Here is a 23,212-nt window from a genome sequence, read left to right on the forward strand (position 1 = left end):
CCGGCGTCACGACCCTGACCAGCAGGACGTCGCGGGCGGTCTCGGTGCCGAACGAGGTGCGGAACGGCGCCACCAGCGGCATCGCGATCCGCCGCAGCTCAACCCCGGTGATCTTCACACTCTCTCCACTACATAGAAGGACTTCTCGCAGAACCCGGTCACCTGACCGCCTTCGGCCATCAGGCCGCCGAGCACGTCGCGAACGGCGTGCCGCCACGCCTTGGCCGTGCCCGGATCGCTCCGCCGCAACGCCTCGATGTCGGCGGGCAGGCCGACCAGCACCGTCGCCCCGTCCGCGCGCCCCACGACGGGGCGACCGCCCTCGTCCGCGAGCACCACGACGGCGTCCTCCGGCGCCGCTGTGACGTACGGTTCGCGACGTGCGAGAGCTTCGACGTGCGGTGCGGTGAGCGGCCAGGAGGCGAGCAGGCGGTCGGACTCGTCGCCCTGGTTGATGGCGTCGTCCATGACGCCGTAGAAGCAGGGCAGGTACTCCTGGGGGCGGGCGCCGAGTTTGGCCAGGTTGAAGTGGGCGTTGCGGCGTACGAGAGGGTCGTAGGTCCAGGTGATGCACTCCAGGCCGCGTTCCAGGGCCCAGCGCCGCTGGTGCAGCTTCAGCTCCAGCCCGACGCCTTGCCGTGCGGTCGTGCCGGTGATGTGGGAGTGCAGCGTGCCGCCCGCGGCGAAGAAGCCTACCGAGCCGCCGACGAGCCGGTCACCGTCGAAGGCGCCCGCCACGTAGTTGCCGGAGTGCGCGAACGCGCACATCAGCTCCAGCGTGACGGGCGGGTCGCCGGATCCGAAGTGCCAGATCTCGTCGTACAGCTCAAGGACCCGTTCGAACTCCGCGATCTCATGGAGCTCCCTGACCGCGATCAACTTGCCGCCTTTCCTCCTGGACGTTCACCGGCGACGGTATGCCATGGTGCGGTCGGCGTATTCGTGCCGGACAACCAAGAGGAGGCGCGCATTCGTCGAAGCGCACCGGAGCCCGGTCAGAAGGCGACGCCGCAGCGCAGGATGACGTTGGCGTACGGCCGCGCCTCACCGGTGCGCACCACCAGCTTGCTGCCGGCGGAGAGCTGCTTGAGCCGCTCGTGCGGCACGTACGCCAGCCCTGGCAGCCGCTCGCCGAGCAGCGCGTCGCAGGCGGGGTTGGCCCCGCGGACCTCCTCGGCCGCCGTGGCGCCCTCGACGACGATCTCGGCGAGGATGCCGTCGAGCACGTCGGCGAACGACGGGATGCCCGCGACGAACGCCAGGTCCACCACCGGCACGCCGGCCGGCAGCGGCATGCCGCTGTCGCAGATGAGCAGCTCGTCGGTGTGCCCGAGCCGGGCCAGGGCTCCCGCCAGGGCCGCGTTGATGACGCCGCCGCGCTTCACAGGTCCTCCACCTCCGTCATCGTCGGGTACGAATCCTGCGCCCCCGCTCTGCGCACGGCCGCGGCGCCCACCCTGGCGGCGAACGCCGCGGCATCCGCGAGCGGCTCACCCACGGCCAGCCTCCAGGCCAGCGCCCCCGTGAACGCGTCGCCGGCCCCGGTCGTGTCCACGGCCGTCACCGGGGGACTGGGCACCGCGTGGACGGCGCCGGCCTCGGCCACCACGGCCCCGTCGGCGCCGAGCGTGATGACGACCGAGCGGGGGCCGAGCGCCAGCAGGCTCTTGGCCTGCCGGTCCGGCTCGCCGGGCACGCCGAGCAGCAGGGCCGCCTCGTGCTCGTTGACGACCAGCGGATCGCACAGCGCCAGCAGCTCGTCCGGCACCGGGGCGGCCGGCGACAGGTTGAGCACCGCGCGGCGGGCCAGCCGGGCCGCGGCGAGCACCGCCGGCAGCGGGATCTCCAGCTGCAGGGACACGACCGGAGCCGACCGCAGCAGCGGCGCCGCGTCCAGCACGTCGGCTTCGGTGAGCCGGGCGTTGGCGCCGGGGGCGACGATGATGCTGTTGTCGCCCTGCGGCCCGACGGCGATCATGGCGATGCCGCTGGCGGCGGGCGTGTCGTGCAGGTGAGCGAGGTCGATGCTGTCACGTTCCAGCGACTCGCGCAGCAGCCGCCCGTGCCCGTCGGCGCCGACCCGGCCGAGCAGCGCCACCCGCGCGCCGAGCCGCGCGGCGGCCACGGCCTGGTTGGCGCCCTTGCCTCCGGGGTGGACGGCGAGCTCCGAGCCGAGCACGGTCTCGCCCGGCGCGGGATGCCGTTCCACCCGGACGATCAAGTCGGCGTTGGCCGACCCCACCACCACGACGTCGAACGGGTGGCGGGGCCGGCCTTCGTCCTGTTCACCCACCGTGCTCATGCCCCGGTGAACTCGGACAGGTTGTCCTTCGTGGCGACCTTCACCGGCACGTTGAGGGTGGCCTCCAGCTTCTCGCCGCCCGCGGCCTTGACCGCGTTCTGCACGGACTGCTGGCCGAGCAGGGCCGGCTGCTGGGCGATGCTGGCCGCCAGGGTGCCGGCCTCGATCGCCTTCAGCCCGTCCGGGGTGCCGTCGAAGCCGACGACCTTGACCTCCTTGCCGGCCTTGGCGCCGAGCGCCTTGATCGCGCCGAGCGCCATCTCGTCGTTCTCGGCGAACACGCCGGTGACGCCGGGGTGCGACTGCAGCAGGTTCGTCATGACGTCCAGGCCCTTGGTGCGGTCGAAGTCGGCCGGCTGCTGGGCGACGACCTTGATGTTCGGGAACGCCTTGATGCCCTCGGTGAAGCCCTGGCCGCGGTCGCGCGAGGCCGAGGTGCCGGGCACGCCCTGGAGAACGACGACCTCGCCCTTCTCGCCGATCTCCTTGGCGAGCTGCTCCGCGGCCAGCTTGCCGCCGGCCACGTTGTCGGAGGCGACGGTCTGGGCGACCGTGGCCCCGTTGACGCCGCGGTCCACGGCGAGCACGGGAATGCTGGAACGCTCCGCGACCTTGACCGCGGGCGCGGCGGCGTCGGAGTCGACCGGGTTGATGATGATCGCCTTCATGTTCTGGCTGGTGAAGTTCTGCACCTGGTTCACCTGCTGGGAGGCGTCGTTCTGCGCGTCGGTGACGGTCAGCGTGACGCCCAGCTTCTTGGCCTCGGCCTCGGCGCCCTCGCGCAGCTGCACGAAGTAGGGGTTGTTCAGGGTGGAGATCGACATGCCGATCTTGACGTCGCCGCCGGAGGCGGTTGCCGGCGAGCCGGAGGAGGACGTGCCGGACGAGCCGCAGGCGGTCAGGCCGAGGGTCAGTGCGGCGCCCGCCGCGATGAGGGCGTGGATGCGCATGGGGTGGTACCTCACTTTGTTCTTGCTGGTTGTGCGGTGGGGTCAGCGGCCGCTTCGGCGGCGCAGTGTGTCGAGCAGGACGGCCAGGGCGATCACCACGCCGATGACCACCTGCTGCCAGAAGGCGGAGACCGACAGCAGGTTCAGCCCGTTGCGCAGCACGGCCAGGATGAGCGCGCCGACCAGCGTGCCGAGCGCCCTGCCTTTGCCGCCCGACAGGCTCGCCCCGCCGATGACCACGGCGGCGATCGCGTCCAGCTCGTAGCCTGAGGCGGCCTGCGGCTGGGCCGAGGCCAGCCTGCTGGCCAGGACGATCCCGGCCACCGCGGCGAACGCGCCGGACAGGGCGTAGGTGACGAGTTTCTGCCTGCTGACGGCGATGCCGGACAGCCGGGCGGCCTCTTCGTTGCCGCCGATGGCGTACATTGCCCGGCCCGCGTAGGTGCGGTTGAGCACGACGGCGGCGATCACGCCCATGAGCGTCATCACCAGCACGGGGACCGGCAGGTAACCGCCGACGGTGTCGCCGAGGTGGGAGACCGCCTCCGGCATCTCGATGGGGCTGCCCTGGGAGACCACCAGGGCCAGACCCCGCGCCACGCCCAGCATCGCGAGCGTGGCGATGAACGGCGGCAGCTTGCCGTACGCGATGAGCGCGGCGTTGACCAGCCCGCACCCGACACCGACGGCGAGGGCGACGAGCGTGGCCAGCGGCCAGGGCAGGCCGGTGTCGGCGGCCGTCCAGGCCAGCACGATCGCCGAGAGGGCGGCGACGGCGCCGACGGACAGGTCGATCCCGCCGGTGATGATGACGAACGTGGAGCCGAAGGCGAGAATAGCGGTGACCGCCGCCTGGACGCCCACGTTCAGCAGGTTCGTCACGGTCAGAAAGTCGCCGGACAGCAACGACAGCGCCACGATGAGCACGACGAGCGCCGCGAGCGAGCCGTTCTCGGCCAGCAGGCTCCTGGCCGCCGGCCGTCCGGCCAGCACGTTAGTGGACACGGGCATCCTCCACCTCGGTGACGGCCAGCGCCATCACGGAGTCCTGGGTCGCTTCGGCGGCCTCCAGCTCGCCGACGAGCCTGCCTCTGGCCATGACGAGGATGCGGTCGCTCATCCCGAGGATCTCGGGCAGATCACTGGAGATCATGAGGACCGCGTGGCCGGAGGCGGTGAGCGAATTGATCAACTGGTAGATCTCGACCTTGGCACCGACGTCGATGCCGCGCGTTGGCTCGTCGAGAATGAGTACGTTGGCGTCGGCGAGCAGCCACTTGCCGATCACGATCTTCTGCTGGTTCCCGCCCGACAGGGTGCGCACCTCCTGGCCGAGGTGGCTCATCCGCACGCCGAGCTGGGTGGCCACCCGCGCGGCGGCCTCGCGCTGCCCGGCCCGGTCGACGAATCCGCCGCGGGTGGCGCCGCGCAGGGTGACCAGGCCCAGGTTCTCGGCGATGTCGGCGCCCAGGACGAGCCCCTGGCCCTTGCGGTCCTCGGGGACCAGTCCGAGCCCGGCCTCCATGGCGGCGCGCACGTCGCCGCCGGGCAGCCGCCGGCCGCGTACCAGCACCTCGCCCGAGTCGTAGGCGTCGGCGCCGAACACCGCCCGGACCACCTCGGTGCGGCCCGCGCCGACCAGCCCGGCCAGGCCGACGACCTCGCCGGCGCGCACCTCGAACGACACGCCGGAGAACGCGCCGGCCCGGCTCAGGTCGCGCACCTGCAGCAGGGGCTCGCCGGCCGCGGCGACCTGGCGCGGGTACTGCTGGTCGATGGGCCGGCCGACCATGAGCCGGATCAGCTCCTCCTCGGGCGTGCCTGCGGGCACCTGCGCCACGGAGCGGCCGTCGCGCAGCACGGTCACCCGGTCGCCGATCTGCGCGATCTCCTCCAGGTGGTGGGTGATGAACACCACGGCGACGCCCCGCTCGCGCAGCTGCCCGACCAGGCCGAACAGGCGCTGCACCTCACTGGTGGTGAGCACGGCGGTGGGCTCGTCCATGATGAGGACGCGGGCGTTCAGCGCGAGCGCCTTGGCGATCTCGACCATCTGCATCTGCGCTATGCCCAGGTCGGCGACGCGGGTGCGCGGGTCGACGTCGATGCCCACCCGGTCGAGCAGGCCGCGGGCCTGCTCGTGCATGCGCCGCGTGTCGACGAACCCGAAGCGGCGCGGCGGGCGGCCCAGGGCGAGGTTCTCGCCCACCGTCAGCTGGGGGACCAGGTTGAATTCCTGGTAGATCGTGGCGATGCCGAGCCGCTGGGCGTCGGCGGCGGTCCGGATGGCGACCGGCTCGCCGTCGAGGAGGATGCGGCCGCTGCCGGGCTGGTAAGCGCCGGACAACATCTTGATGAGCGTGCTCTTGCCGGCGCCGTTCTCGCCGAGCAGGACGTGCACCTCGCCCTCGCGCAGGTCGAAGTCGACGCCGTCGAGCGCCACCACGCCGGGGAACCTCTTGCCGAGTCCCTCCACGCGCAGGATCTCCCGTGCCTGACTCACGAGCCGTCCTCCTTGCCTGGGCCTGTCTCTCCGCACGACTCGCGGACCACGAGCGTCGCGGGCAGCACGACCGAGTCGGTGGGCCGGCCGTGCAGCGCGTCGAGGATCAACCTGACCGCGCGCCGGCCCAGCTCGGCGGTGGGCTGGCTGATCGCGGTGATGCGGGGATTGATGTGGTTGAACCACGGCACGTCGTCGAACGAGGCCAGCGCGACGTCGCCGGGGATGTCCAGGCCGCGCTCGCGGACCTCGTCGAGCGCGCCGAGGGTCATGAGGTTGTCGCCCAGGAAGATCGCCTGCGGTGGTTCGGCCAGGTCGAGGAGTTCGGCGGTGATCCGCCGGCCGCTGCCGGCGCGGAAGTCGCCGACGCGCACGTACTCCTCGGGAACCTCCAGACCGTGCTCGGCCGCCGCCCGCAGGAAGGCCTCCGTCCGCTCGCGCCCGGTGGACAGGGTGCTCGGCCCGGAGACGAACGCGATCCGCCGGTGCCCGAGGCCGCGCAGGTGGGCGACCAGCTCGGCGATGGCGGTGCTGCCGTCGGCCCGCACCGACGGCACCTCCACGCCGCTGAGCGTCCGGTCGAGGAAGACCAGCGGCCGCTCCCCCAGGCTGACCTCCTCCACCAGGGGCGTCACCTCGGCGGTAGGGCAGATCAGCAACCCGTCCACCCGCTGTTCCATCAGGGTGCGCACGTAGTGGTCCTGCTGGTCGGGACGCTCGTCGGCGTTGCCCATGATCACGGTGTAGCCGGCCTCGCGGGCCTCGTCCTCCACGGCCCGCGCCAGCTCGGAGAAGAACGGGTTGAGGATGTCGCCGATGATCAGCCCGAGTGTCCTGGTGGCCTCGGTGCGCAGGGACCGGGCGACGGCGTTGGGCCGGTAGTTCAGCGCGGCCATCGCGTCGTGGACCCGGTTGCGCGTCTCCTCGGTGACCGAGGGGTTGTCGTTGAGCACCCGGGACACGGTCGCGACGGAGACGCCCGCCTGCGCGGCGACATCCTTGATGCGAGCCACCTGACCTCCATGTAATCGGTTACATGAGGGTATGTAATCGGTTACATGCTTGTGAAGCGAGAGGAAGTGTGATTCAGGTCACATTCGCAGCTGGCTCCGCTGGTGCTTGCCGGCGGACCGCGCGGGTCCTGGAGCCCTTCTCGCTCACGCGGTGGGCGGCGCGTAGGGCGTGACGTCCAGGGGCGGCTCTTCGCCGAGGGCCAGCGCGGCGGCGATCCTGCCGGTGAGCGGGCCTGCCGTGAGCCCGTACGCGGACAGGCCGGTCGCCACCACCACGCGGTCGGTCAGCGGGCCGATCAGGGCCGGGCCCGGCGCGTACACCGGGCGCAGGCCCACCCGCGTCTCCGTCACCGACGCCCCGAACAACCCGGGCGCCACCCGCAGCCCCGCCTCGATCAGCTCATCCAGGCCGCCCATCGTCACGCGCGGCGCGAACCCCACGTCCTCCACGGTCGCGCCGATCAGCACCCGCGAGTCGGCGAACCCCAGCAGGTACGGGCCGGCGCTGGGCAACACGATCGGCCACCACGCCGTGTCGATCCCCTCCAGCGTCACGTGCAGAATCTGCCCCCGCCTCGGGAACACCGGCAGCTCCACGCCCAGCGGCCGGCACACCTCGCCCGTCCACGCCCCGGCCGCGACGATCACCATGTCGGCCTCGAGCGGAACGCCCCCGCCGGCGAACCGGCGGGCCGACCCCATGGTCGCGGGCGGCGGGGCGGAAGGGACGAGCGGCGCGGCCTGCCGCCAGGACGTGGTCTCGCCGCTCACCTCACCCTGCGGCTCCGCGGGCGGGGACGGCGCGGCCGGGCGCCACGGCTCGGTCGGGGGCGGGCCGGTCAGAGCGTGCACGATCACCTCGCCGTCCGGGGTGAGCCGCGCGGCGCCCGTACGCACCTCGGCGCCCCTGGCGATGGCGGCGTTGAGCAGCGCGTCGCGTACCGAACAGCCGTCCACGCGGGCCGCGCCCGGCACCAGGAGCGCGCTCAGGGTGTCCGACAGTGGCGGGAACAGCTCGGCCGGGTCCGCCACGTCCGTGACCTCGCCCATCTCCGGCGCGTCCGGACGGCGGCGGCGCAGCAAGGCGCGCACCGGCTCCAGGTCCGCCGGGTCCTCCGCCACCAGCAGCGCGCCGACCTTGGCGTACCCGATGTCCTCGCCCAGCCCCTCCACCAGGTCCGGGTAGTGACGGGCGCCCTCGCGGGTGAGCCTGTACCAGTCGTCGTCCTCGGGATGGTCCACCCACGGGCACACGATGCCCGCCCCCGCCTGCGTCGCCTCACCCTGGTAGCCGCCGTCCACCACCGTCACGTCCGCGCCCCGGCCGCTCAGGTAGTAGGCCGCGCCCGCTCCGACGATGCCGCTTCCGATCACCACAACACGCATGAGCCCAATGATCGCAGCCCGGGTGACCTGGGCCGATGACCGGGCCGCCGCTTGTCGCGCGCATGCGTTCTCTGGAGGGGCGCCGGCCGGGCTCCGCCCACCTGCGTGCGCCCGTGTCTCGTAGGCCGGCCTGACGGCGGGGCCACCTCCCCGTGCGGCGCCACGGCGGGCTGAGGGGAGGCCGCGGTCCCGGGTAAGGATCAGCGCATGGAGCTCTCCCTCACGAAGATCGACCTGCCGCGCCCCATCCGGGCGGCCGCATCGGATGGAACGACCGTGTGGTGCGCGGGCACCGACGGAGTACGGGCCTACACGACGTCCGGCACGCTGCTGCGCCGTCCGGAGAGCGGCGGTCACACGAGGGGACGCCCGCCGGAGCTCCTCTCTCTGGCGGCGGTGCCGGGGACGGTGGCCGGCACGCCGGGTTTGCCGGGAATGTTGCCGGAGACGGTGATGGTGCCCAGGACGTTCGCGGGGACGGCGGCGACCGAGGGCACGCTGCAGGGGACGCTGGCCGGGACCGCGGGCCACCGGGTGTACTGGCTGGATCCGGCCGGCGTGCCCTTGGCCAGCGCGCGCTTCGACGGCCGGGTGCTCGCCGGCGGCGGGGAGATCTGGGCCGTCGCCGCCGGACAGGCGCGCAGACTGGCCGGACCGGGCCGGTTAGGGGAGCCGGTGGAACTGCCCGGCCTGGACGCGTGCGCCGTGGAGGGCGGGCGGCTGTGGTGGACCTCGACACGGGACACCCTGCTGCGGGGTGGTCCCAGGGAGATCGACCTGGGGCGGCGCGAGCGCGGCGGCATGGCCGTGTGCGCCGGCTCCCTGTGGATCAGCGTGCGGGGCGGGTTGCTGCGCGTCTCGGCCTGGTCGGGCGAGCCGAGGCGGCTCGTGGGCGCGCCGGACGAGCCGGTGCCGTTCCTCGTCTGCGCCAACGGGGTCCTGGCGGGAGGAGGACGTGACCTGTTCGCGCTGGCCCCGGCCGCCGGCGCCGCGCTGCGCGTGATCAGGCTCGGGCTGCGGGCGCCGCTCGCGCTGGTGATCGCGGCCGGCAAGCACGTCTGGGCCTTCCCCGCCGGGCGCGCCCAAGCCCTGATCGTGCCTGCCGAACTCCTCAGCGGCGGCGGGCCCGGCCGGTGACCTTGCCGACGTGCCCGTCCGGCTGGCCGTTACCGGCAGGTGGCTGTGCCGACGTGCCCGTCCTGCCGGCCATTACTGGCAGACGGCCGTGGCGACGTGTCGCTCCCGCCGGCCGTTACCGGCCGGCGCCCCAGCCGTGCGTCTTCATGAGCCGGGCCGCGACCCGGGCGAAGCGGTCGGCATCCAGCACCGCGCCCTCCCGCCGGATGTCGTCCTCGTCCAGCACGAAAACCCGGTCCAGCCGTACGTACGACGCCCGGCCGTCGCGCCCCCACGCGCCGAGCGACAGCCACTCGGGCCCGTCGTCGCCCTTGCTGGACAACATCATGCCCAGCAACCTGCGCCCAGTGCGGCCCACGACCAGCAGAGGCCGGTCCTTGCCCCGAGACGGGTCCTCCTCGTACGGCACCCAGGCCCAGACGATCTCCCCGGGGTCGGCCAGGCCGTCGAGGTCGGGGGAGTAGGCCAGGGTGGCGGGGCCGTTGAGCACGTGGATCTCGCGTACCGCACCCCGGGCAGGCTGGGGGTCCTCACCTAGATCGCGCATTGGGGGAGCTTATGGCCCGCGCCGGGCGGAAATCCACCCGGTCACGGATTTCGTGACGCGAGCAGGCGGCGCAGGGCCGTGGGGGTGTGGCCGACATGGCGGCGGATCGTGCGGGTCAGGTGCGCCTGGTCGGCGAACCCCAGGTCGGCGGCGAGCACGGCCAGGCCCGGCTCGCCGTTTTCCAGCCGGTCGAGCGCCCGCCCCACGCGGACCCGGTTGCGGTAGTGGGTCAGCGAGATGCCGAGCTCGCGGGTGAAGGCCCGGCTGAGCTGGTAAGGCGACACCTCCAGGAACTCGGCCAGCGACAGCAACCCGCCCGCCGCCGGGTGCCCGGCCGTGATGGCCTCGCGGGCGGCGCCGACGATGGCGGCGCTCGTGCGCGTGGTGGCATGCCCTGGACGGCCGGCGACGGCCCCTGGCCGGCCGGCGACGGCCCCTGGCCGGCCGGCGGTGGCAGATGGGCGGTGGATGGCGGCCTTCGGGGAGCGGTCGGCAGCCTGCGCGAGGGCGGCGCCGATCAGCGGCAGCAGCGACTCGGCCACCGCGAAGTCGGTGTCGCAACTGCGCGCGGCCGCGAGCACACGGCGGTGGGCGAGGTCGAGGCGGGCGTCCACGTAGATGGTCGAGCGTGCCGTACGGGCGCCCTCGCCGGCGAGCACCCGCCACAGGCGGGGCGACAGCGACAGCGAGGTGCACACGTCGCCGCCCGCCGGATGGGCGAAGTGCTCCTCCTCACCCGGCACCCCGAGGTAGGCCATGGTCGGGTCGGCGACCACGCTCCGGCCGTCGGCCTTGCGCCGGAACGTGCCGCGGCGCACCAGCACCACCCGATATCGGTCGTTCACCTCCGCGGCCGACCAGCCTCGGTGGTCCTCGACGCAGGTCACCGCGTCGAGGGTGAATCCGGGCCCGGTAGCGAGAAGCACGGAGGAACGCACGCGACGAACGCTACGCCGCCCCTCCGACAAATCCCGGCGCGCAAGGATGTTCAAGACCCGGCCGACCCGACACCGGCACGCTGGCCTCATGACCACGACGACATTGACCTCCATAGTCATCGACTGCGCCGACCCGACGGCCCTGGCGGCCTTCTACGCCAAGGCGACCGGATGGCGTGTCACCGACGGCGACGCCGACTTCGCCGGTCTCGAAGGCGGCCCGGTCTCGATCGGGTTCCAGCGGATCGACGGCTACCAGGGACCGGGCTGGCCCAACGAGGGCAAGCACGTGCACCTGGAATTCAAGGTCCCCGACGTCGAGACCGCCAAGAAGGAGCTGACCGCGCTGGGCGCCACCGTCCCCGGCTTCCAGCCGGGCGGCGACTCCTGGACCGTCCTCCTCGACCCCGAAGGCCACCCCTTCTGCATCATGCAGGCCTAGAAGGCGGAGGAGCAGGCCTAGAGGGCGGCGAAGAATGCCCTGATGTCGTCCGCCAGCAGCGCGGGGGCCTGCAGCGCGGCATGGTGGCCGCCGGTGGCGAACTCCGACCAGTGCACCACGTTGTGGACCTGCTCGGCGTAGCGCCTCACGGTGCTGTCGCCGGGGAAGACCGCGATGCCGGTCGGCGTCTTGTCGGGCTCGTCGGGCGGCGCCCAGTCGGGCGCGCTCTCCCGGTACAGGCGGCCTGACGAGCCCGCCGTGCCGGTGAACCAGTAGAGGGACACGTTGGTCAGGATATCGTCGGGTGACAGCCCGCCGACGTCCTGGCCCCAGGAGGCGAACGCGTCCAGGTTCCAGGCGAGCTGCCCGGCCGGCGAGTCGACCAGGGCGTAGGCGAGGGTCTGCGGCCGGGTGCCCTGGATCACGGCGTAGCCGGAGACCTCCTGCCACGTCTCGACCCGGCCGGCCCGTGCCTTCTCCTCCTCGGTCAGCCCGGACAGGTCGTCGGTGGGGAACGCCGTGACCGACGCGTTCAGGTGCACGCCCACCACCCGGCCGGGCGCCGCCCGGCCGACCGCGGCCGAGATGAGCGAGCCGAAGTCGCCGCCTTGCACGCCGAACCGGGCGTAGCCGAGCCGGCTCATCAGCTCGGCCCAGGCGGCGGCGATCCGCCGCACGCCCCAGCCCGTCTCGCGCGGGGGCCCGGAGAACGCGAAACCCGGAATCGACGGGATCACCAGGTGGAAGTCGTGGCTGAGCGGCTCGGCCACGGACGAGAAATCCGCGAACGAACTGGGCCAGCCGTGCGTGAGCAGCAGCGGCAGCGCATCCTTCCGGGCCGATCGCACGTACGCGAAGTGGACGCGCTGCCCGTCGATCTCGGTCGTGTACTGCGGCAGGACCTTCAGCCGGGCCTCGTGCTCACGCCACGCATACGCCTCGAGCCAGAAGTCCGCCAGCTCGCGGACCGCCTGCGGCGGCACCCCGTACGACCACCCCACCCCCTCGAGCGCGTCCGGCTCAGGCGCGCACGGAGATCGTCCAGCCGGGCCTGCGGTATGTCGATGACGAATGCGTCCATGCTCGCCACGCTAGGACCGATTGCGGCCATATTCGGGCCACAATGGCGAGCGTGCTGAACACCTCGGCGAGACTGCTGCGCCTGCTGTCCCTCCTGCAGACCCGGCGCGACTGGCCCAGCGCCGACCTGGCCCAGCGGCTTGGCGTGGCCCCGCGCACGGTACGCCGCGACATCGACCGGCTGCGCACCCTCGGCTACCCCGTCCACTCCACGCCCGGCGTCTCCGGCGGCTACCGCCTGGGCGCCGGCGCCGAACTGCCGCCGCTGCTGCTCGACGATGACGAGGCCGTCGCGGTCGCGGTGGGGTTGCGTACCGCCGCGAACGGCACCGTGACCGGCATCGAGGAGACCTCCCTGCGTGCCCTCTCCAAGCTCGAACAGGTCCTGCCGGCCCGCCTGCGCCTCCGCGTCAACACGCTGCAGACGCACACCGTGCGGATCAACCGGGACGGCCCCACCGTGGACGCCGGCGTGCTCACCCGCGTGGCCTCCGCCTGCCGCGATCATGAAGAGCTGCGATGGATCCGCAGCGAAGCGAGGACATCCATCGCAGCACGCCGAGCGGAGCTCGGCCAGTAGACACAGCTTCGACTACACCGACCATCAGGGCGAGCAGGCGCTCAGGAAGGCCGAGCCGCACAGCCTCGTCAGCAAGGGCAACCGCTGGTACCTGGTCGCCTGGGACGTCGACCGGCGGGACTGGCGCACCTACCGAGCCGACCGGATCAGCCTGCGCACCCCGAACGGCCCCCGCTTCACGCCGCGCGAACCGCCCGGCTCCGACGTCGCCGCCTGGGTGGAGAACCGCCTGGCCCACCAGATGTGGCCTTACGAGGCTCGCTTCCTCTTGCGCGTCCCCGCCGACCGGATCGCCGACCGGACGGCCGGCACGGTGGAGGCCGTGGACGAGCACTCCTGTGTGCTCACCCTCCGCGGTGACGACCTCCACCTCATGCCAGTGGTCGTGGCCTTCCTCGACGTCGACTTCGAGGTGCTCGAACCGGTCGAGCTGAAGGAAAGGCTGCACATCCTCGGGCAGCGCCTGCTCTCCTCTAGAATCTGATTCTGTGTCGTCGACGTCAGCGTTCTTCACCCGGAAGCAGGGCGAGTTGATCCCCTCGCCGCACGCCCGCGGCCCCTGGTCCCCCGACATGCTCCACGGCCGCCTCCTCGGCGGGCTCGCCGCCCGCGCCCTCGAGGAGGCTCACGGCGAGCCGGGCCTGCACTTCGCCCGGCTGACCGTCGACCTGTTCCGCAACAGCCCGATGTTGCCCGTCACCGTGGAGACCACCCTGGTCAGGGACGGGCGCCGGATTCGGGTCGCCGACGCCGTCATCTCCACCGAGCAGGGGGTGATCGGGCGGGCCAGCGCCGTGCTGCTGCGGCAGAGCGAGCCGCCAGGCGGCCCGCAGACCCTCGTCACGCCCACCTGGGACGAGCCCGCGCCGGACGGGCCGCCGGCCGAGTGGACCGGGTGGAGACCGCCGTTCGACCTGTGGCGGCTGACCGAATGGGGCGCCCCTGGGCCGGGGCGGGCATGGATGCGGGAGACATATCCGCTGGTGGACGAGGAAGCGGTGTCGCCGTTCGTCCGGGCGGCACTGGCCGCCGACTTCGCCAGCCCGCTCAGCAACGCCGGAACGGACGGGCTGCGTTTCATCAACGCTGATTACACGCTGACCCTCGCCCGCCTCCCGGACGGCGACGTCCTCGGCATCGAGGCCACGGGACACGTGAACGCGGCCGGCGTCGCCACCGGCCAGGTCACCCTGCACGACACGACCGGGCCGATCGGCTTCTGCACGGTGACGGCGGTGGCCAACCCGGCCGGCATCGTCGGCCGCTGACCCGGCTGTGCCCCGGAGCCCGTCAGGCTTCGGCGAACACCTCGTAGTGGTCGACGGTCCGTTCCCGGTCGACCAGGAACGCGTCGTCCTCGGGATAGAAGACCGCCCTGCCCGGATCGTCCCCCGCGAACGCCTTGATCGCGTCCCACGACTCCCACAGGGAGATCAAGAAGAACTCGGTCCTGTCGCCTGCGTCGCGCCTGGTGAAGTAGGCGCCCCGGTTGCCCGGAGTCGAGGTGTATCCGGCGAAGCCGGTGCGCAGCAGATAGGCCTCGTAGGCCTTCGCGTCGCTCGATCGCGTCCAGCCCCGCCACGTGCGAACGATCATAAGGTCCATGATGCTGCCACCGGCCATCGCCGTACAGCGGTGACATCCCTTCTGTGACGAAGGGGTCCGGATCAGTGAACCGCGGGCGCGTTTCCCGCGTACGCACTGGCAGAGGCTTCAACGGATCAAAGGCGGGAGACCATGACGAGGCCAGGCCCCATCCTCACGTTGCTGGCGGGCATGGCGACCACGGCCGCCCTGGTGTCGCTCAGCCTCGCCGAGTCGCCCGCACCACCCCAGTCCGGCGGCATGACCTCGGCGTCCATGGAGAACCCGACGCCGACCGGCACCGCGGGCGAGGACTACCCGGCGGCCGGACCGCAAGAACCTGCCCAGACCCCGACCGGCAGCCCGAGCGCCGCACCCGCGACCGGGGTCGTCCGCGCCGACTACGCGACCCGGGTCCGGGGCAGCCGCGGGCTCTTGGCGATCTCCGTTCGCGGTGCCAAGGCGATCGCGTACTTCTGCGACGGCCAAACCGAAGCCTGGTTCCAGGGCACGGCCGACGGCGGGATCCTGACCCTGGACGGCTTCGGCGGCGCCGACGTGAGCGCCGAGATCGCCGATGGCGCGGCCGTCGGCGAACTGTCAATCGGCGATCGGCGCTGGGACTTCACCGCGCCGACGGTGCGCAAGCCGTCGGGCCTCTACCGGGCGACGGCGCTGGTCCGGGGCGCGAAGCTGGTGGCCGGATGGATCTACCTGCCGGACGGCAGCAGAGTCGGCGCCGTGACCCTGGACGGCGCACTGGTCACCGCGGAGATCCCCGAGCCCGGGCAGGCCACGGTGATCAAGGGCGCGGTGATCACCCCTGAGGACGTGGACGCATTCATGGGAGGCCTCTGATGTACGACACCGAAGTCACCCGCCGGTCCGGCCCGGGCACCATCCTGCTGCTCCTGCCCCTCGGCGTGGGCGCTCTCGTCGCCGTCGCCCTCGGCCGCTACGGCACGCTGCACCAGCCCACCGGCTTCGCCGTCGGCGTCGCGGGCTTCTCCGGCGCGCTGCCGATGAAGGCCTGGCTGACCACGGGCGCGTTCCTCCTCGCCGGGGTCCAGCTCTTCTCCTCCCTGGTGATGTGGGGCCGGATCCGGCTGGACATCCCGTGGGTCTATGGCCTGCACCGCTGGTCGGGCCGGCTGGCGTTCCTGCTGACGCTGCCGGTCGCCTTCCACTGCCTGTACGCCCTGGGGGCGCGCTACGACGACACCCGCGTGCTGGTCCACTCCCTGGCGGGCTGCTTCTTCTACGGGATCTTCACCACCAAGATGCTGGCCCTGTCCCGGCGCGGGATTCCCCCGTGGGCCTTCCCCATCCTGGGCGGGCTGGCCTTCACGGCGCTGGTGGCCCTCTGGGTGACCTCGTCGCTGTGGTTCTTCACGACGGCCGGCCTGAGATGGTGATGGCGGCCCGCTCCGCGCGGAGCGGGCCGCACCGCGGCTAGGCCGGGTGTTCGGCGCGGTCGCCGGACCAGTCGGTGTGGAAGGAGCCCTCCTTGTCCACCCGGTGGTAGGTGTGCGCGCCGAAGAAGTCGCGCAACCCCTGCACCAGCGCCGCCGGCAGCCGGTCGCGCCGCAGCCCGTCGTAGTAGGCCAGCGCCGAGGAGAAGCCCGGCGTGGGCACGCCGATCTGCACCGCCGTGGTGACCACCCGCCGCCACGCCTCCTGCGCCGCGTCCAGCGCCGCCGCGAACGCGGGGTCGGCCAGCAGCGTCGGCAGGTTCGGGTTGGCGTCGTAGGCGGAGCGGATCCGGTCCAGGAACTTGGCCCTGATGATGCAGCCGCCCCGCCAGATGGTGGCCATGGCGCCCAGGTCCAGGTCCCAGCCGTACTCCTTCGAGGCGGCCGCCATCTGGTCGAAGCCCTGCGCGTACGCCACGATCTTGGACGCGTACAGTGCCTGCCGCACGTCCTCGATGAGCTCCCGCCCGCCGACCCCGGACAACTTCGGCCCCGCCAGCGACGCGGCGGCGGCCCGCTGCTCCGGGTGCCCGGACAGCGCCCGGGCGAACGTCGCCTCAGCGATGCCCGTCACCGGGACGCCGAGGTCGAGCGCGCTCTGCACGGTCCAGCGGCCGGTGCCCTTCTGCTCGGCCTGATCGACCACGACGTCCACGAACGGCTTGCCCGTCTCGGCGTCCACCTGCTCGAGCACCTCGGCGGTGATCTCGATCAGGTAGGAGTCCAGATCGCCGCGGTTCCACTCCCTGAACACCTCGGCCAGCTCGGCCGGAGTCGCGCCCAGGGCCTGACGCAGCAGGTCGTACGACTCGGCGATGAGCTGCATGTCCGAGTACTCGATGCCGTTGTGCACCATCTTCACGAAGTGCCCCGCGCCGTCCGGGCCGACGTGCACCGAGCACGGCACCCCGTCCACGTTGGCCGCGATGTCCTGCAGGATCGGGCCGAGCGCCTCCCACGACTCCTTCGACCCGCCCGGCATGATGCTCGGGCCGTGCAGCGCGCCCTCCTCGCCGCCGGAGATGCCGGTGCCGACGAAGTGGATGCCCCGCTCACGCAGCGCGGCCTCGCGCCGGCGGGTGTCCTCGAAGTGCGCGTTGCCGCCGTCGACGATCATGTCGCCCGGCTCCATCAGGTTGGCGAGCTGGTCGATCACCGCGTCGGTGCCCGCACCCGCCTTGACCATGATGATCGCCCGCCGGGGCCGCTTCAGCGAGGCCACGAAGGCGGCGAGGTCCTCGGACGGCACGAACGTGCCCTCCCCGCCGAACTCCTTGACCAGCTGCTGGGTACGGCCGTACGTCCGGTTGTGCACGGCCACCGCGTAGCCGTGCCTGGCGAGATTGCGTGCCAGGTTGCGCCCCATGGTGGCCAGGCCCGTGACGCCGATGTCTGCCAAGTCCATTTTCAAGCTCCTTTATGGGGAATACGCCTGATCCAGCCCGGGAGTTCGGGGGGATATTCCCTTTAATCGAAACGCACGCCGAGTTCGTCAAGCCTGGCCAGCATGTCCGCCGGATCGGCGTACACCCTGAAGGCTCCCGCACGTTCGAGCTCGTCCCTCCCATACCCTCCCGACAGGAGTCCGATCCCGAGCGCGCCGGCCCGGCGGGCGGCGAGCAGGTCCCAGACGCTGTCGCCCACCACCATGGCATGCCGCGGATCCACACGCACCAGGTCCGCCCCGGCGAGGAACAGGTCGGGGTCGGGCTTCGCACGCCGCACCATGTCGCGCGTGATCATCGGTATGTCGCTGGTCGCGTCTCGCGGGGACTTCGTCGCCATCGTTGCTCACCGTTATGAGCCTGGCGCCAGCCTGGCCGTGCGCGCATACCCACTGGTCGCGATCGCCCACGGCACGCCGCGCGTGCTGAGCTCCGACAGCAGCTCGGCCGCGCCGGGCAGCGGCTTGACGGAGTGGACCTGCTGCTCGTACGCCTCCATGTGCGTGGTCTGCAGCTGGTCGATCTGCTCCCGCGACAGCTTCAGCCCGGTCTCGCGCAGCAGCGCGCTGACGAACAGCCCGCCGCTCATGCCGATACGCCGGTGGATGCGCCACACCGACAGGTCGATCCCCATGCTCGACAACGCCTGCCGCCAGGCGATGACGTGCTGGTAAACGCTGTCGATCAAGGTGCCGTCAAGGTCGAAGAGGAAGGCGGGCGTCGGAGCTTGCGGGAAGTCGCTCATGGGGTCCATGACACCATGGGGATATGCGGATCATCATTGCAGGTGGTCATGGGAAGATCGGGCTGCGGCTGGCGGAGCGCCTCAAGTCCGGCGCGGTCGGCCTGGTGCGCAACCCTGCCCACGTCGCCGATGTCGAGGCCACCGGAGCCGAGGCCGTGGTCTGCGACCTGGAGAAGGCGAGCCTGGACGAGGTGACGGAGATCGTGCGCGGCGCGGACGCCGTGGTGTTCGCCGCGGGCGCGGGACCCGGCAGCGGCGCGGCACGCAAGGACACCGTGGACCGGGCCGCGTCCGTGCTGCTCGCCGACGCTGCGGAAAGAGCGGGAGTGGGGCGCTTCATCCAGATCTCCTCCATGGGTGCGGGCAAGCCGCCGGCGCCGGGCCGGGACGAGGTGTGGGCCGCGTACATCGACGCCAAGACCGCCGCCGAGGAGGACCTGCGCCGCCGCGACGGCCTGGCCTGGACGATCGTCCGCCCGGGCCGCCTGACCGACGAGCCGGGCACGGGCCTGGTCCGGCTGGCGCCCGAGGTGCCGCCCGGGTCGGTGCCGCGCGACGACGTGGCCGCCGTGATCATGGCGCTGCTCGACAACCCGGGCACGGCCGGCCGGACCCTGGAACTCGTCTCGGGCGCGACGCCCATCCGCACCCTCGTCGCGACAGAGTGAGAACCATGACTGAATATCGTGTACTCGGACGTACCGGACTCAAGGTCAGTCCGCTCTGCCTGGGCGCGATGATGTTCGGCTGGTGGGGGGAGTCCGATCCCGGCGAGTCGGCCCGGATCATCGACCGGGCGCTGGACGCGGGGGTCAACTTCATCGACACCGCCGACGTCTACTCGCAGGGGCAGTCGGAGGAGTTCGTCGGCCAAGCGCTCGCCAAGTCCGGCAAGCGGGACCAGGTGGTGCTGGCCACGAAGTGCCACGGCGTCATGGGGGAGGGGCCCAACGAGCGGGGCAACTCCCGCCTTTCCGTGCGGCGAGCAACTGTGTTGACGTAATCCCCGCGAGACGCGACCAGCGACAGCCTGAGGCGGCTAGGCACCGACTGGATCGATCTCTACCAGATCCACCGCCCCGACCCGGACACCGACATCGAGGAGACCCTCGGCGCGCTCACCGACCTCGTCCGCCAGAGCAAGGTCCGCTACCTCGGCAGCTCCACCTTCCCCGCCCACCAGATCGTCGAGGCGCAGTGGGCGTCGGACCGGCGCGGGCTGGAGCGGTTCGTGTGCGAGCAGCCGCCGTACTCGCCGCTCGTGCGCGGCATCGAGGCCGGCGTGCTGCCCGTGGCCGAGAAGTACGGCATGGGCGTCATCGTCTGGAGCCCGCCCGCCGGCGGCTGGCTGAGCGGCCACTACCGCAAGGGCCAGGACGTGCCGCAGACCCGCAGGGCGCAGCGGCTGCCCGACCGCTACGACATGACGCAGGAGGTCAACCAGCGCAAGCTCGACGCGGTCGAGAAACTCGCCGTGCTGGCCGAGGAGGCCGGGATCACGCTGATCGAGTTGTCGATCGCGTTCACGACCCGGCACCGGGCCGTGACCTCGGCGATCATCGGGCCGCGCACCATGGAGCACCTGGAGAGCCAGCTCACCGCCGCCGACGTGCGGCTGAGCGACGACGTGCTCGACCGGATCGACGAGATCGTCGCGCCCGGCGTCACGCTCAACCCGGCCGACGCGGGCTGGCAGCCGCCGCAGCTGGCCGAGGCGAGCCTGCGCCGGCGGCCCCTGACCTGATACTTGCTGATTACTGGCTATCGCTTGCGGCCTGGATGGCTAGGTGTCCCCTGGAGGGTAGAGGGGGCATTCGATGGCGGACATGCCGTTCAGGTCGTTTTTCGGTGGAGATCCGTTCAGAGGGTTCGAGGAGCTCACGGGCCGGGTGTTCGGCGGCATGGAGGGCTGGCCGCCCACCCGGCCCAGCGTGCAGCGGGTGGACGTGGGCAAGCTCCTGAGCGCCTCGGCCCGGGAGGTGCTGCGGCGCGCGCTGGAGGCGGCCGGGCAGCGCGGCGCGCCGGACCTCGACGTGCTCGACCTGCTGGACGCGCTGATCGACGACGACGCCACTCAGGCCATGCTGCGTACCGCCGGGGTGGACCTGGGCCGGCTGCGTGACCGCATCGACGAGATGAGCGGCCCCGGCCTGCCCGCCGAGCCGCCCACGACCCTCTCGCCCGCCGCCAAACGCGCCATCCTCGACGCCCAGCGCATCTCCCGCGCCCTCCAGTCCTCCTACATCGGTCCCGAGCACCTGCTGCTCGCGGTGGCCGCCAACCAGGACTCCAGCGCCGCCCGCATCCTGCAGGAGCAGGGCGTCTCGGCGAACGAGCTGCAGCAGGCCATCATGGCGGGCCCGGCCCGCCGAGGCGAAGCCCGCCGCGCGACGAACACGCCCTCGCTGGACGAGTACGGCCGGGACATCACGGAGCAGGCCCGCCAAGGCAAGATCGACCCGGTCGTCGGCCGTGAGGACGAGATCGAGCAGTCCATCGAGGTGCTGTCGCGCCGCACCAAGAACAACCCGTGCCTCATCGGCGAGCCCGGCGTCGGCAAGACCGCGATCGTCGAGGGCATCGCCCAGCGCATCGTCAACGGCAGCGTCCCCGACCCGCTCAAGGACCGCCGCGTGGTCGCCCTCGACCTGACCGGGATGGTGGCCGGGACGAAATACCGCGGCGAGTTCGAGGAACGCATCAAGAAGGTCATCGACGAGGTGCGCGAGCACGCCGACGAGATCATCGTCTTCATCGACGAGGTGCACAACCTGGTCGGCGCCGGCGCCGCCGAGGGCGGCATGGACGCGGCGAACATCCTCAAGCCCGCCCTGGCCCGCGGCGAGCTGCACGTCGTCGCCGCCACCACGATCGACGAATACCGCAAGAACATCGAGAAGGACGCGGCACTCGAACGCCGCTTCCAGCCGATCCTGGTCGCCGAGCCGACCGTGGAGGAGACGGTGGAGATCCTGGCGGGGCTGCGCGACGCGTACGAGGCCCACCACCAGGTCCGCATCACCGACGAGGCCCTGGACGCCGCCGCGACCCTGTCGGCCCGCTACATCTCCGACCGCTTCCTGCCCGACAAGGCCATCGACCTGATGGACCAGTCCGCGGCCAGGGTGCGGCTGCGCTCGCGCACCCCCGGCAGCGACGTGCGGGAGCTGGAGGAACGCCTGGACTCGCTGCGCCGCGACAAGGACCAGGCCGTCGCCGCCGACGACTTCGACCGGGCCAAGGACCTGACCAGGGAGATCGACAAGGTCCGGCCGGAGCTGCAGCGCGCCAGGCAGGGCACGGACACCGTGCCGCAGGTCATGGTGGAGGACATCGCCGAGGTCGTCTCCCGCCGCACCGGCATCCCGGTCACCCAGCTCACCGAGCAGGAACGCGACCGGCTCATGCGCCTCGAAGAGCACCTGCACCAGCGCGTGATCGGCCAGGACGAGGCGGTGACCGCGATCGCGGAGGCGGTACGCAGGGCGCGGGCGGGACTGTCGGACCCCAACCGGCCCATCGGCAGCTTCCTGTTCCTCGGCCCCACGGGCGTCGGCAAGACCGAGCTGGCCAGGGCGCTCGCCGCGGCCCTGTTCGGCGGCGAGGAGCACATGGTGAGCATCGACATGAGCGAGTACCAGGAGCGGCACACGCTCTCGCGCCTCATCGGCGCGCCGCCCGGATACGTCGGGTACGAGGAGGCGGGCCAGCTCACCGAAGCCGTACGCCGCCGCCCGCACGGCGTGATCCTCCTGGACGAGGTCGAGAAGGCCCACCCGGACGTCATGAACATCCTGCTGCAGATGCTCGACGACGGCCGCCTCACCGACGGGCACGGCCGCACGGTGGACTTCACCAACACGATCGTCATCATGACCAGCAACCTCGGCGCCCAGCTCATCCTGGAGTCCACCGCCGACCCCGCGCAGCTCGAGAGCCGGCTCATGGACCTGCTGCGCCGCTCCCTGCGGCCGGAGCTGCTCAACCGCATCGACGAGACGATCGTCTTCAAGCGGCTGGAGCGCGAGCAGCTGCGCCGGATCGTGGACCTGATGCTGGAGCGCACCCGGCAGCGGCTCCGCGGACAGGACGTCACGCTGGAGGTCACGGACCCGGCCAAGGACTGGCTGGCGCAGCGCGGCTACCAGCCGGAGTTCGGGGCCCGGCCGCTGCGGCGGACGGTGCAGCGGGAGCTGGACAACCGGCTGTCCACGATGTTGCTGACCGGCGAGGTGTCCGAGGGCGGCAGGGTGACGGTCGACGTCGAGAACGACCAGCTCCGGCTCAGGGCGGTGGACCCGAAACGTGTGCTAGACTGAACTGCAGTTGTAGTTGTGGTACCCATAAAGACTTTGTGCGCGCCTGACAGACTGTGATCTTCAGGCGCGTTTTTGTTTTCCGGTCATCTCCGGATGGGCTCATCGCGGCGACACGGCAATTCGCACGGTGCGAATTGCGTTTCCTGCACACATCTCGAGGAGATCGATATGGCAACCGGAACCGTGAAGTGGTTCAACGCCGAAAAGGGCTTCGGCTTCATCGCTCAGGACAACGACGGCCCCGACGTCTTCGCGCACTACTCCAACATCGTCGCCAGCGGCGGCTACCGGGAGCTGCACGAGGGCCAGAAGGTGTCCTTCGACGTCGTCCAGGGCCAGAAGGGTCTGCAGGCGGAGAACATCGTCGCCGCCTGACCTGGCACATGTCATGAATCCGGGCCCGCACCGCTGCGGGCCCGGATTTGGCGCGTCCCCGGCTCCCCCCGCACATCCGTGCTTTCGTGCCGTCTCCTCCGGCTCCGGTCGCTTTATTCGTCAGCAGGGCGCATACTGATACCAATGAGACCTCACGCCGCGGCCCGGCGACGCCTGCCAGGAAGCCCCTTCAACGTTGGCGAGCCGCCACCACCACCTCCCGTCGAGCAGTTCGCCGTGGGGGACCAGGCCAGCCACGACAAATACGGCCTCGGCCGCGTCATCGCCGTCGAGCAGGATGTGGCTGTCCTCGTTGATTTCGGTGCGGAGACGCGCCGCATCAACGCGCCCTACGCCAAACTCGTCAAGCTGTGACGGTGACCGCGCTCCTCGC

23 protein-coding genes and 3 pseudogenes are annotated in these 23,212 nt (G+C 71.8%); 11 read left to right on the forward strand and 15 right to left on the reverse strand.

What is annotated here, in order from left to right; translation table 11 throughout:
- Positions 1-114: 114 nt before the first annotated feature.
- The 8 genes from ACTWQA_RS48645 to ACTWQA_RS48680 all read right to left on the reverse strand — a co-directional run bounded on the left by ACTWQA_RS48645 (position 115) and on the right by ACTWQA_RS48680 (position 8,154).
- A complete protein-coding gene (locus ACTWQA_RS48645) occupies positions 115-879 on the reverse strand; it encodes a GNAT family N-acetyltransferase (RefSeq protein WP_443165650.1) in 765 nt (254 codons plus the stop codon).
- A 116-nt stretch (positions 880-995) separates the two neighbouring features.
- Positions 996-1,385 (reverse strand): D-ribose pyranase, encoded by a 390-nt coding sequence (gene rbsD, locus ACTWQA_RS48650; RefSeq protein WP_443165651.1) that lies wholly within the window; start codon positions 1,383-1,385, stop codon positions 996-998.
- A complete protein-coding gene (locus tag ACTWQA_RS48655; protein ID WP_443165652.1) occupies positions 1,382-2,302 on the reverse strand; it encodes a ribokinase in 921 nt (306 codons plus the stop codon). Before ACTWQA_RS48655 ends, rbsD begins: the two co-directional genes overlap by 4 nt.
- The gene (locus ACTWQA_RS48660) at positions 2,299-3,252 is read right to left on the reverse strand and encodes a D-ribose ABC transporter substrate-binding protein (protein ID WP_371825984.1); all 954 of its coding nucleotides are present in this window, start codon (positions 3,250-3,252) and stop codon (positions 2,299-2,301) included. The genes ACTWQA_RS48655 and ACTWQA_RS48660 overlap by 4 nt, the downstream gene beginning before the upstream one ends.
- Before the next feature lie 42 nt (positions 3,253-3,294).
- Complete coding sequence (locus tag ACTWQA_RS48665; protein WP_443165653.1) at positions 3,295-4,263, reverse strand: ABC transporter permease; 969 nt, start codon at positions 4,261-4,263, stop codon at positions 3,295-3,297.
- A complete protein-coding gene (locus ACTWQA_RS48670) occupies positions 4,247-5,755 on the reverse strand; it encodes a sugar ABC transporter ATP-binding protein (RefSeq protein ID WP_443165654.1) in 1,509 nt (502 codons plus the stop codon). Before ACTWQA_RS48670 ends, ACTWQA_RS48665 begins: the two co-directional genes overlap by 17 nt.
- Entirely contained in the window at positions 5,752-6,768 is a 1,017-nt protein-coding gene (locus ACTWQA_RS48675) for a LacI family DNA-binding transcriptional regulator (protein WP_443165655.1), read from the reverse strand. Before ACTWQA_RS48675 ends, ACTWQA_RS48670 begins: the two co-directional genes overlap by 4 nt.
- 144 nt (positions 6,769-6,912) lie before the next feature.
- Positions 6,913-8,154, reverse strand: coding sequence for an NAD(P)/FAD-dependent oxidoreductase (locus ACTWQA_RS48680; protein ID WP_443165656.1), 1,242 nt, complete (start codon positions 8,152-8,154; stop codon positions 6,913-6,915).
- A 207-nt stretch (positions 8,155-8,361) separates the two neighbouring features.
- Between ACTWQA_RS48680 and ACTWQA_RS48685 the strand changes: the two genes are divergently transcribed.
- Positions 8,362-9,291 carry a hypothetical protein gene (locus ACTWQA_RS48685; RefSeq protein ID WP_443165657.1) on the forward strand — a complete coding sequence of 310 codons (930 nt, stop codon included), beginning with the start codon at positions 8,362-8,364 and terminating at the stop codon, positions 9,289-9,291.
- Between the two features lie 115 nt (positions 9,292-9,406).
- Here ACTWQA_RS48685 and ACTWQA_RS48690 read toward each other — a convergent pair whose 3' ends face one another.
- Entirely contained in the window at positions 9,407-9,838 is a 432-nt protein-coding gene (locus tag ACTWQA_RS48690) for a type II toxin-antitoxin system PemK/MazF family toxin (RefSeq protein WP_443165658.1), read from the reverse strand.
- A 41-nt stretch (positions 9,839-9,879) separates the two neighbouring features.
- Entirely contained in the window at positions 9,880-10,776 is an 897-nt protein-coding gene (locus ACTWQA_RS48695) for a helix-turn-helix domain-containing protein (RefSeq protein ID WP_443165659.1), read from the reverse strand.
- Between the two features lie 88 nt (positions 10,777-10,864).
- On the opposite strand from ACTWQA_RS48695, the gene ACTWQA_RS48700 reads away from it, so the two are divergent.
- Positions 10,865-11,218: a VOC family protein gene (locus ACTWQA_RS48700; RefSeq protein ID WP_443165660.1), complete on the forward strand. Its 354-nt coding sequence runs from the start codon at positions 10,865-10,867 to the stop codon at positions 11,216-11,218.
- Positions 11,219-11,235: 17 nt separating this feature from the next.
- On the opposite strand, the gene ACTWQA_RS48705 is transcribed toward ACTWQA_RS48700, so the two are convergent.
- On the reverse strand, positions 11,236-12,219 hold the full coding sequence (locus ACTWQA_RS48705; protein ID WP_443165661.1) for an epoxide hydrolase family protein: 984 nt from the start codon (positions 12,217-12,219) through the stop codon (positions 11,236-11,238).
- 131 nt (positions 12,220-12,350) lie between these two features.
- On the opposite strand from ACTWQA_RS48705, the pseudogene ACTWQA_RS48710 reads away from it, so the two are divergent.
- A pseudogene (locus tag ACTWQA_RS48710) lies at positions 12,351-13,362 on the forward strand (helix-turn-helix transcriptional regulator).
- Between the two features lie 4 nt (positions 13,363-13,366).
- Entirely contained in the window at positions 13,367-14,146 is a 780-nt protein-coding gene (locus tag ACTWQA_RS48715; protein WP_443165662.1) for an acyl-CoA thioesterase domain-containing protein, read from the forward strand.
- Between the two features lie 22 nt (positions 14,147-14,168).
- On the opposite strand, the gene ACTWQA_RS48720 is transcribed toward ACTWQA_RS48715, so the two are convergent.
- Complete coding sequence (locus ACTWQA_RS48720) at positions 14,169-14,474, reverse strand: hypothetical protein (protein WP_443165663.1); 306 nt, start codon at positions 14,472-14,474, stop codon at positions 14,169-14,171.
- A gap of 141 nt (positions 14,475-14,615) precedes the next feature.
- Here ACTWQA_RS48720 and ACTWQA_RS48725 point away from each other — a divergent pair, with 141 nt between their 5' ends.
- The gene (locus ACTWQA_RS48725; protein ID WP_443165664.1) at positions 14,616-15,320 is read left to right on the forward strand and encodes a hypothetical protein; all 705 of its coding nucleotides are present in this window, start codon (positions 14,616-14,618) and stop codon (positions 15,318-15,320) included.
- Positions 15,320-15,877 carry a DUF6529 family protein gene (locus ACTWQA_RS48730; protein WP_443165665.1) on the forward strand — a complete coding sequence of 186 codons (558 nt, stop codon included), beginning with the start codon at positions 15,320-15,322 and terminating at the stop codon, positions 15,875-15,877. Before ACTWQA_RS48725 ends, ACTWQA_RS48730 begins: the two co-directional genes overlap by 1 nt.
- Positions 15,878-15,914: 37 nt before the next feature.
- On the opposite strand, the gene gndA is transcribed toward ACTWQA_RS48730, so the two are convergent.
- The 3 genes and pseudogenes from gndA to ACTWQA_RS48745 form a co-directional block, all read right to left on the reverse strand.
- Positions 15,915-17,339 carry an NADP-dependent phosphogluconate dehydrogenase gene (gndA, locus tag ACTWQA_RS48735; RefSeq protein ID WP_443165666.1) on the reverse strand — a complete coding sequence of 475 codons (1,425 nt, stop codon included), beginning with the start codon at positions 17,337-17,339 and terminating at the stop codon, positions 15,915-15,917.
- A gap of 62 nt (positions 17,340-17,401) precedes the next feature.
- Entirely contained in the window at positions 17,402-17,608 is a 207-nt protein-coding gene (locus ACTWQA_RS48740) for an HAD family hydrolase (protein WP_443165697.1), read from the reverse strand.
- Positions 17,591-18,133 (reverse strand): annotated as a pseudogene (locus tag ACTWQA_RS48745) (HAD family hydrolase); the annotation flags it as partial. The gene ACTWQA_RS48740 and the pseudogene ACTWQA_RS48745, both read right to left, overlap by 18 nt.
- Positions 18,134-18,147: 14 nt before the next feature.
- On the opposite strand from ACTWQA_RS48745, the gene ACTWQA_RS48750 reads away from it, so the two are divergent.
- From ACTWQA_RS48750 to ACTWQA_RS48770, 5 genes and pseudogenes are all read left to right on the forward strand, one after another.
- A complete protein-coding gene (locus ACTWQA_RS48750; RefSeq protein ID WP_443165667.1) occupies positions 18,148-18,792 on the forward strand; it encodes an SDR family oxidoreductase in 645 nt (214 codons plus the stop codon).
- A gap of 5 nt (positions 18,793-18,797) precedes the next feature.
- A pseudogene (locus tag ACTWQA_RS48755) lies at positions 18,798-19,868 on the forward strand (aldo/keto reductase).
- Between the two features lie 73 nt (positions 19,869-19,941).
- Positions 19,942-22,443, forward strand: coding sequence for an ATP-dependent Clp protease ATP-binding subunit (locus ACTWQA_RS48760; protein ID WP_443165668.1), 2,502 nt, complete (start codon positions 19,942-19,944; stop codon positions 22,441-22,443).
- Positions 22,444-22,611: 168 nt separating this feature from the next.
- Positions 22,612-22,818 carry a cold-shock protein gene (locus tag ACTWQA_RS48765; RefSeq protein WP_305924757.1) on the forward strand — a complete coding sequence of 69 codons (207 nt, stop codon included), beginning with the start codon at positions 22,612-22,614 and terminating at the stop codon, positions 22,816-22,818.
- 144 nt (positions 22,819-22,962) lie between these two features.
- Positions 22,963-23,193 (forward strand): hypothetical protein, encoded by a 231-nt coding sequence (locus ACTWQA_RS48770; RefSeq protein ID WP_443165669.1) that lies wholly within the window; start codon positions 22,963-22,965, stop codon positions 23,191-23,193.
- Positions 23,194-23,212 lie beyond the last annotated feature (19 nt).

Source organism: Nonomuraea sp. 10N515B (genome assembly GCF_052245915.1).
GTDB lineage: Bacteria > Actinomycetota > Actinomycetes > Streptosporangiales > Streptosporangiaceae > Nonomuraea.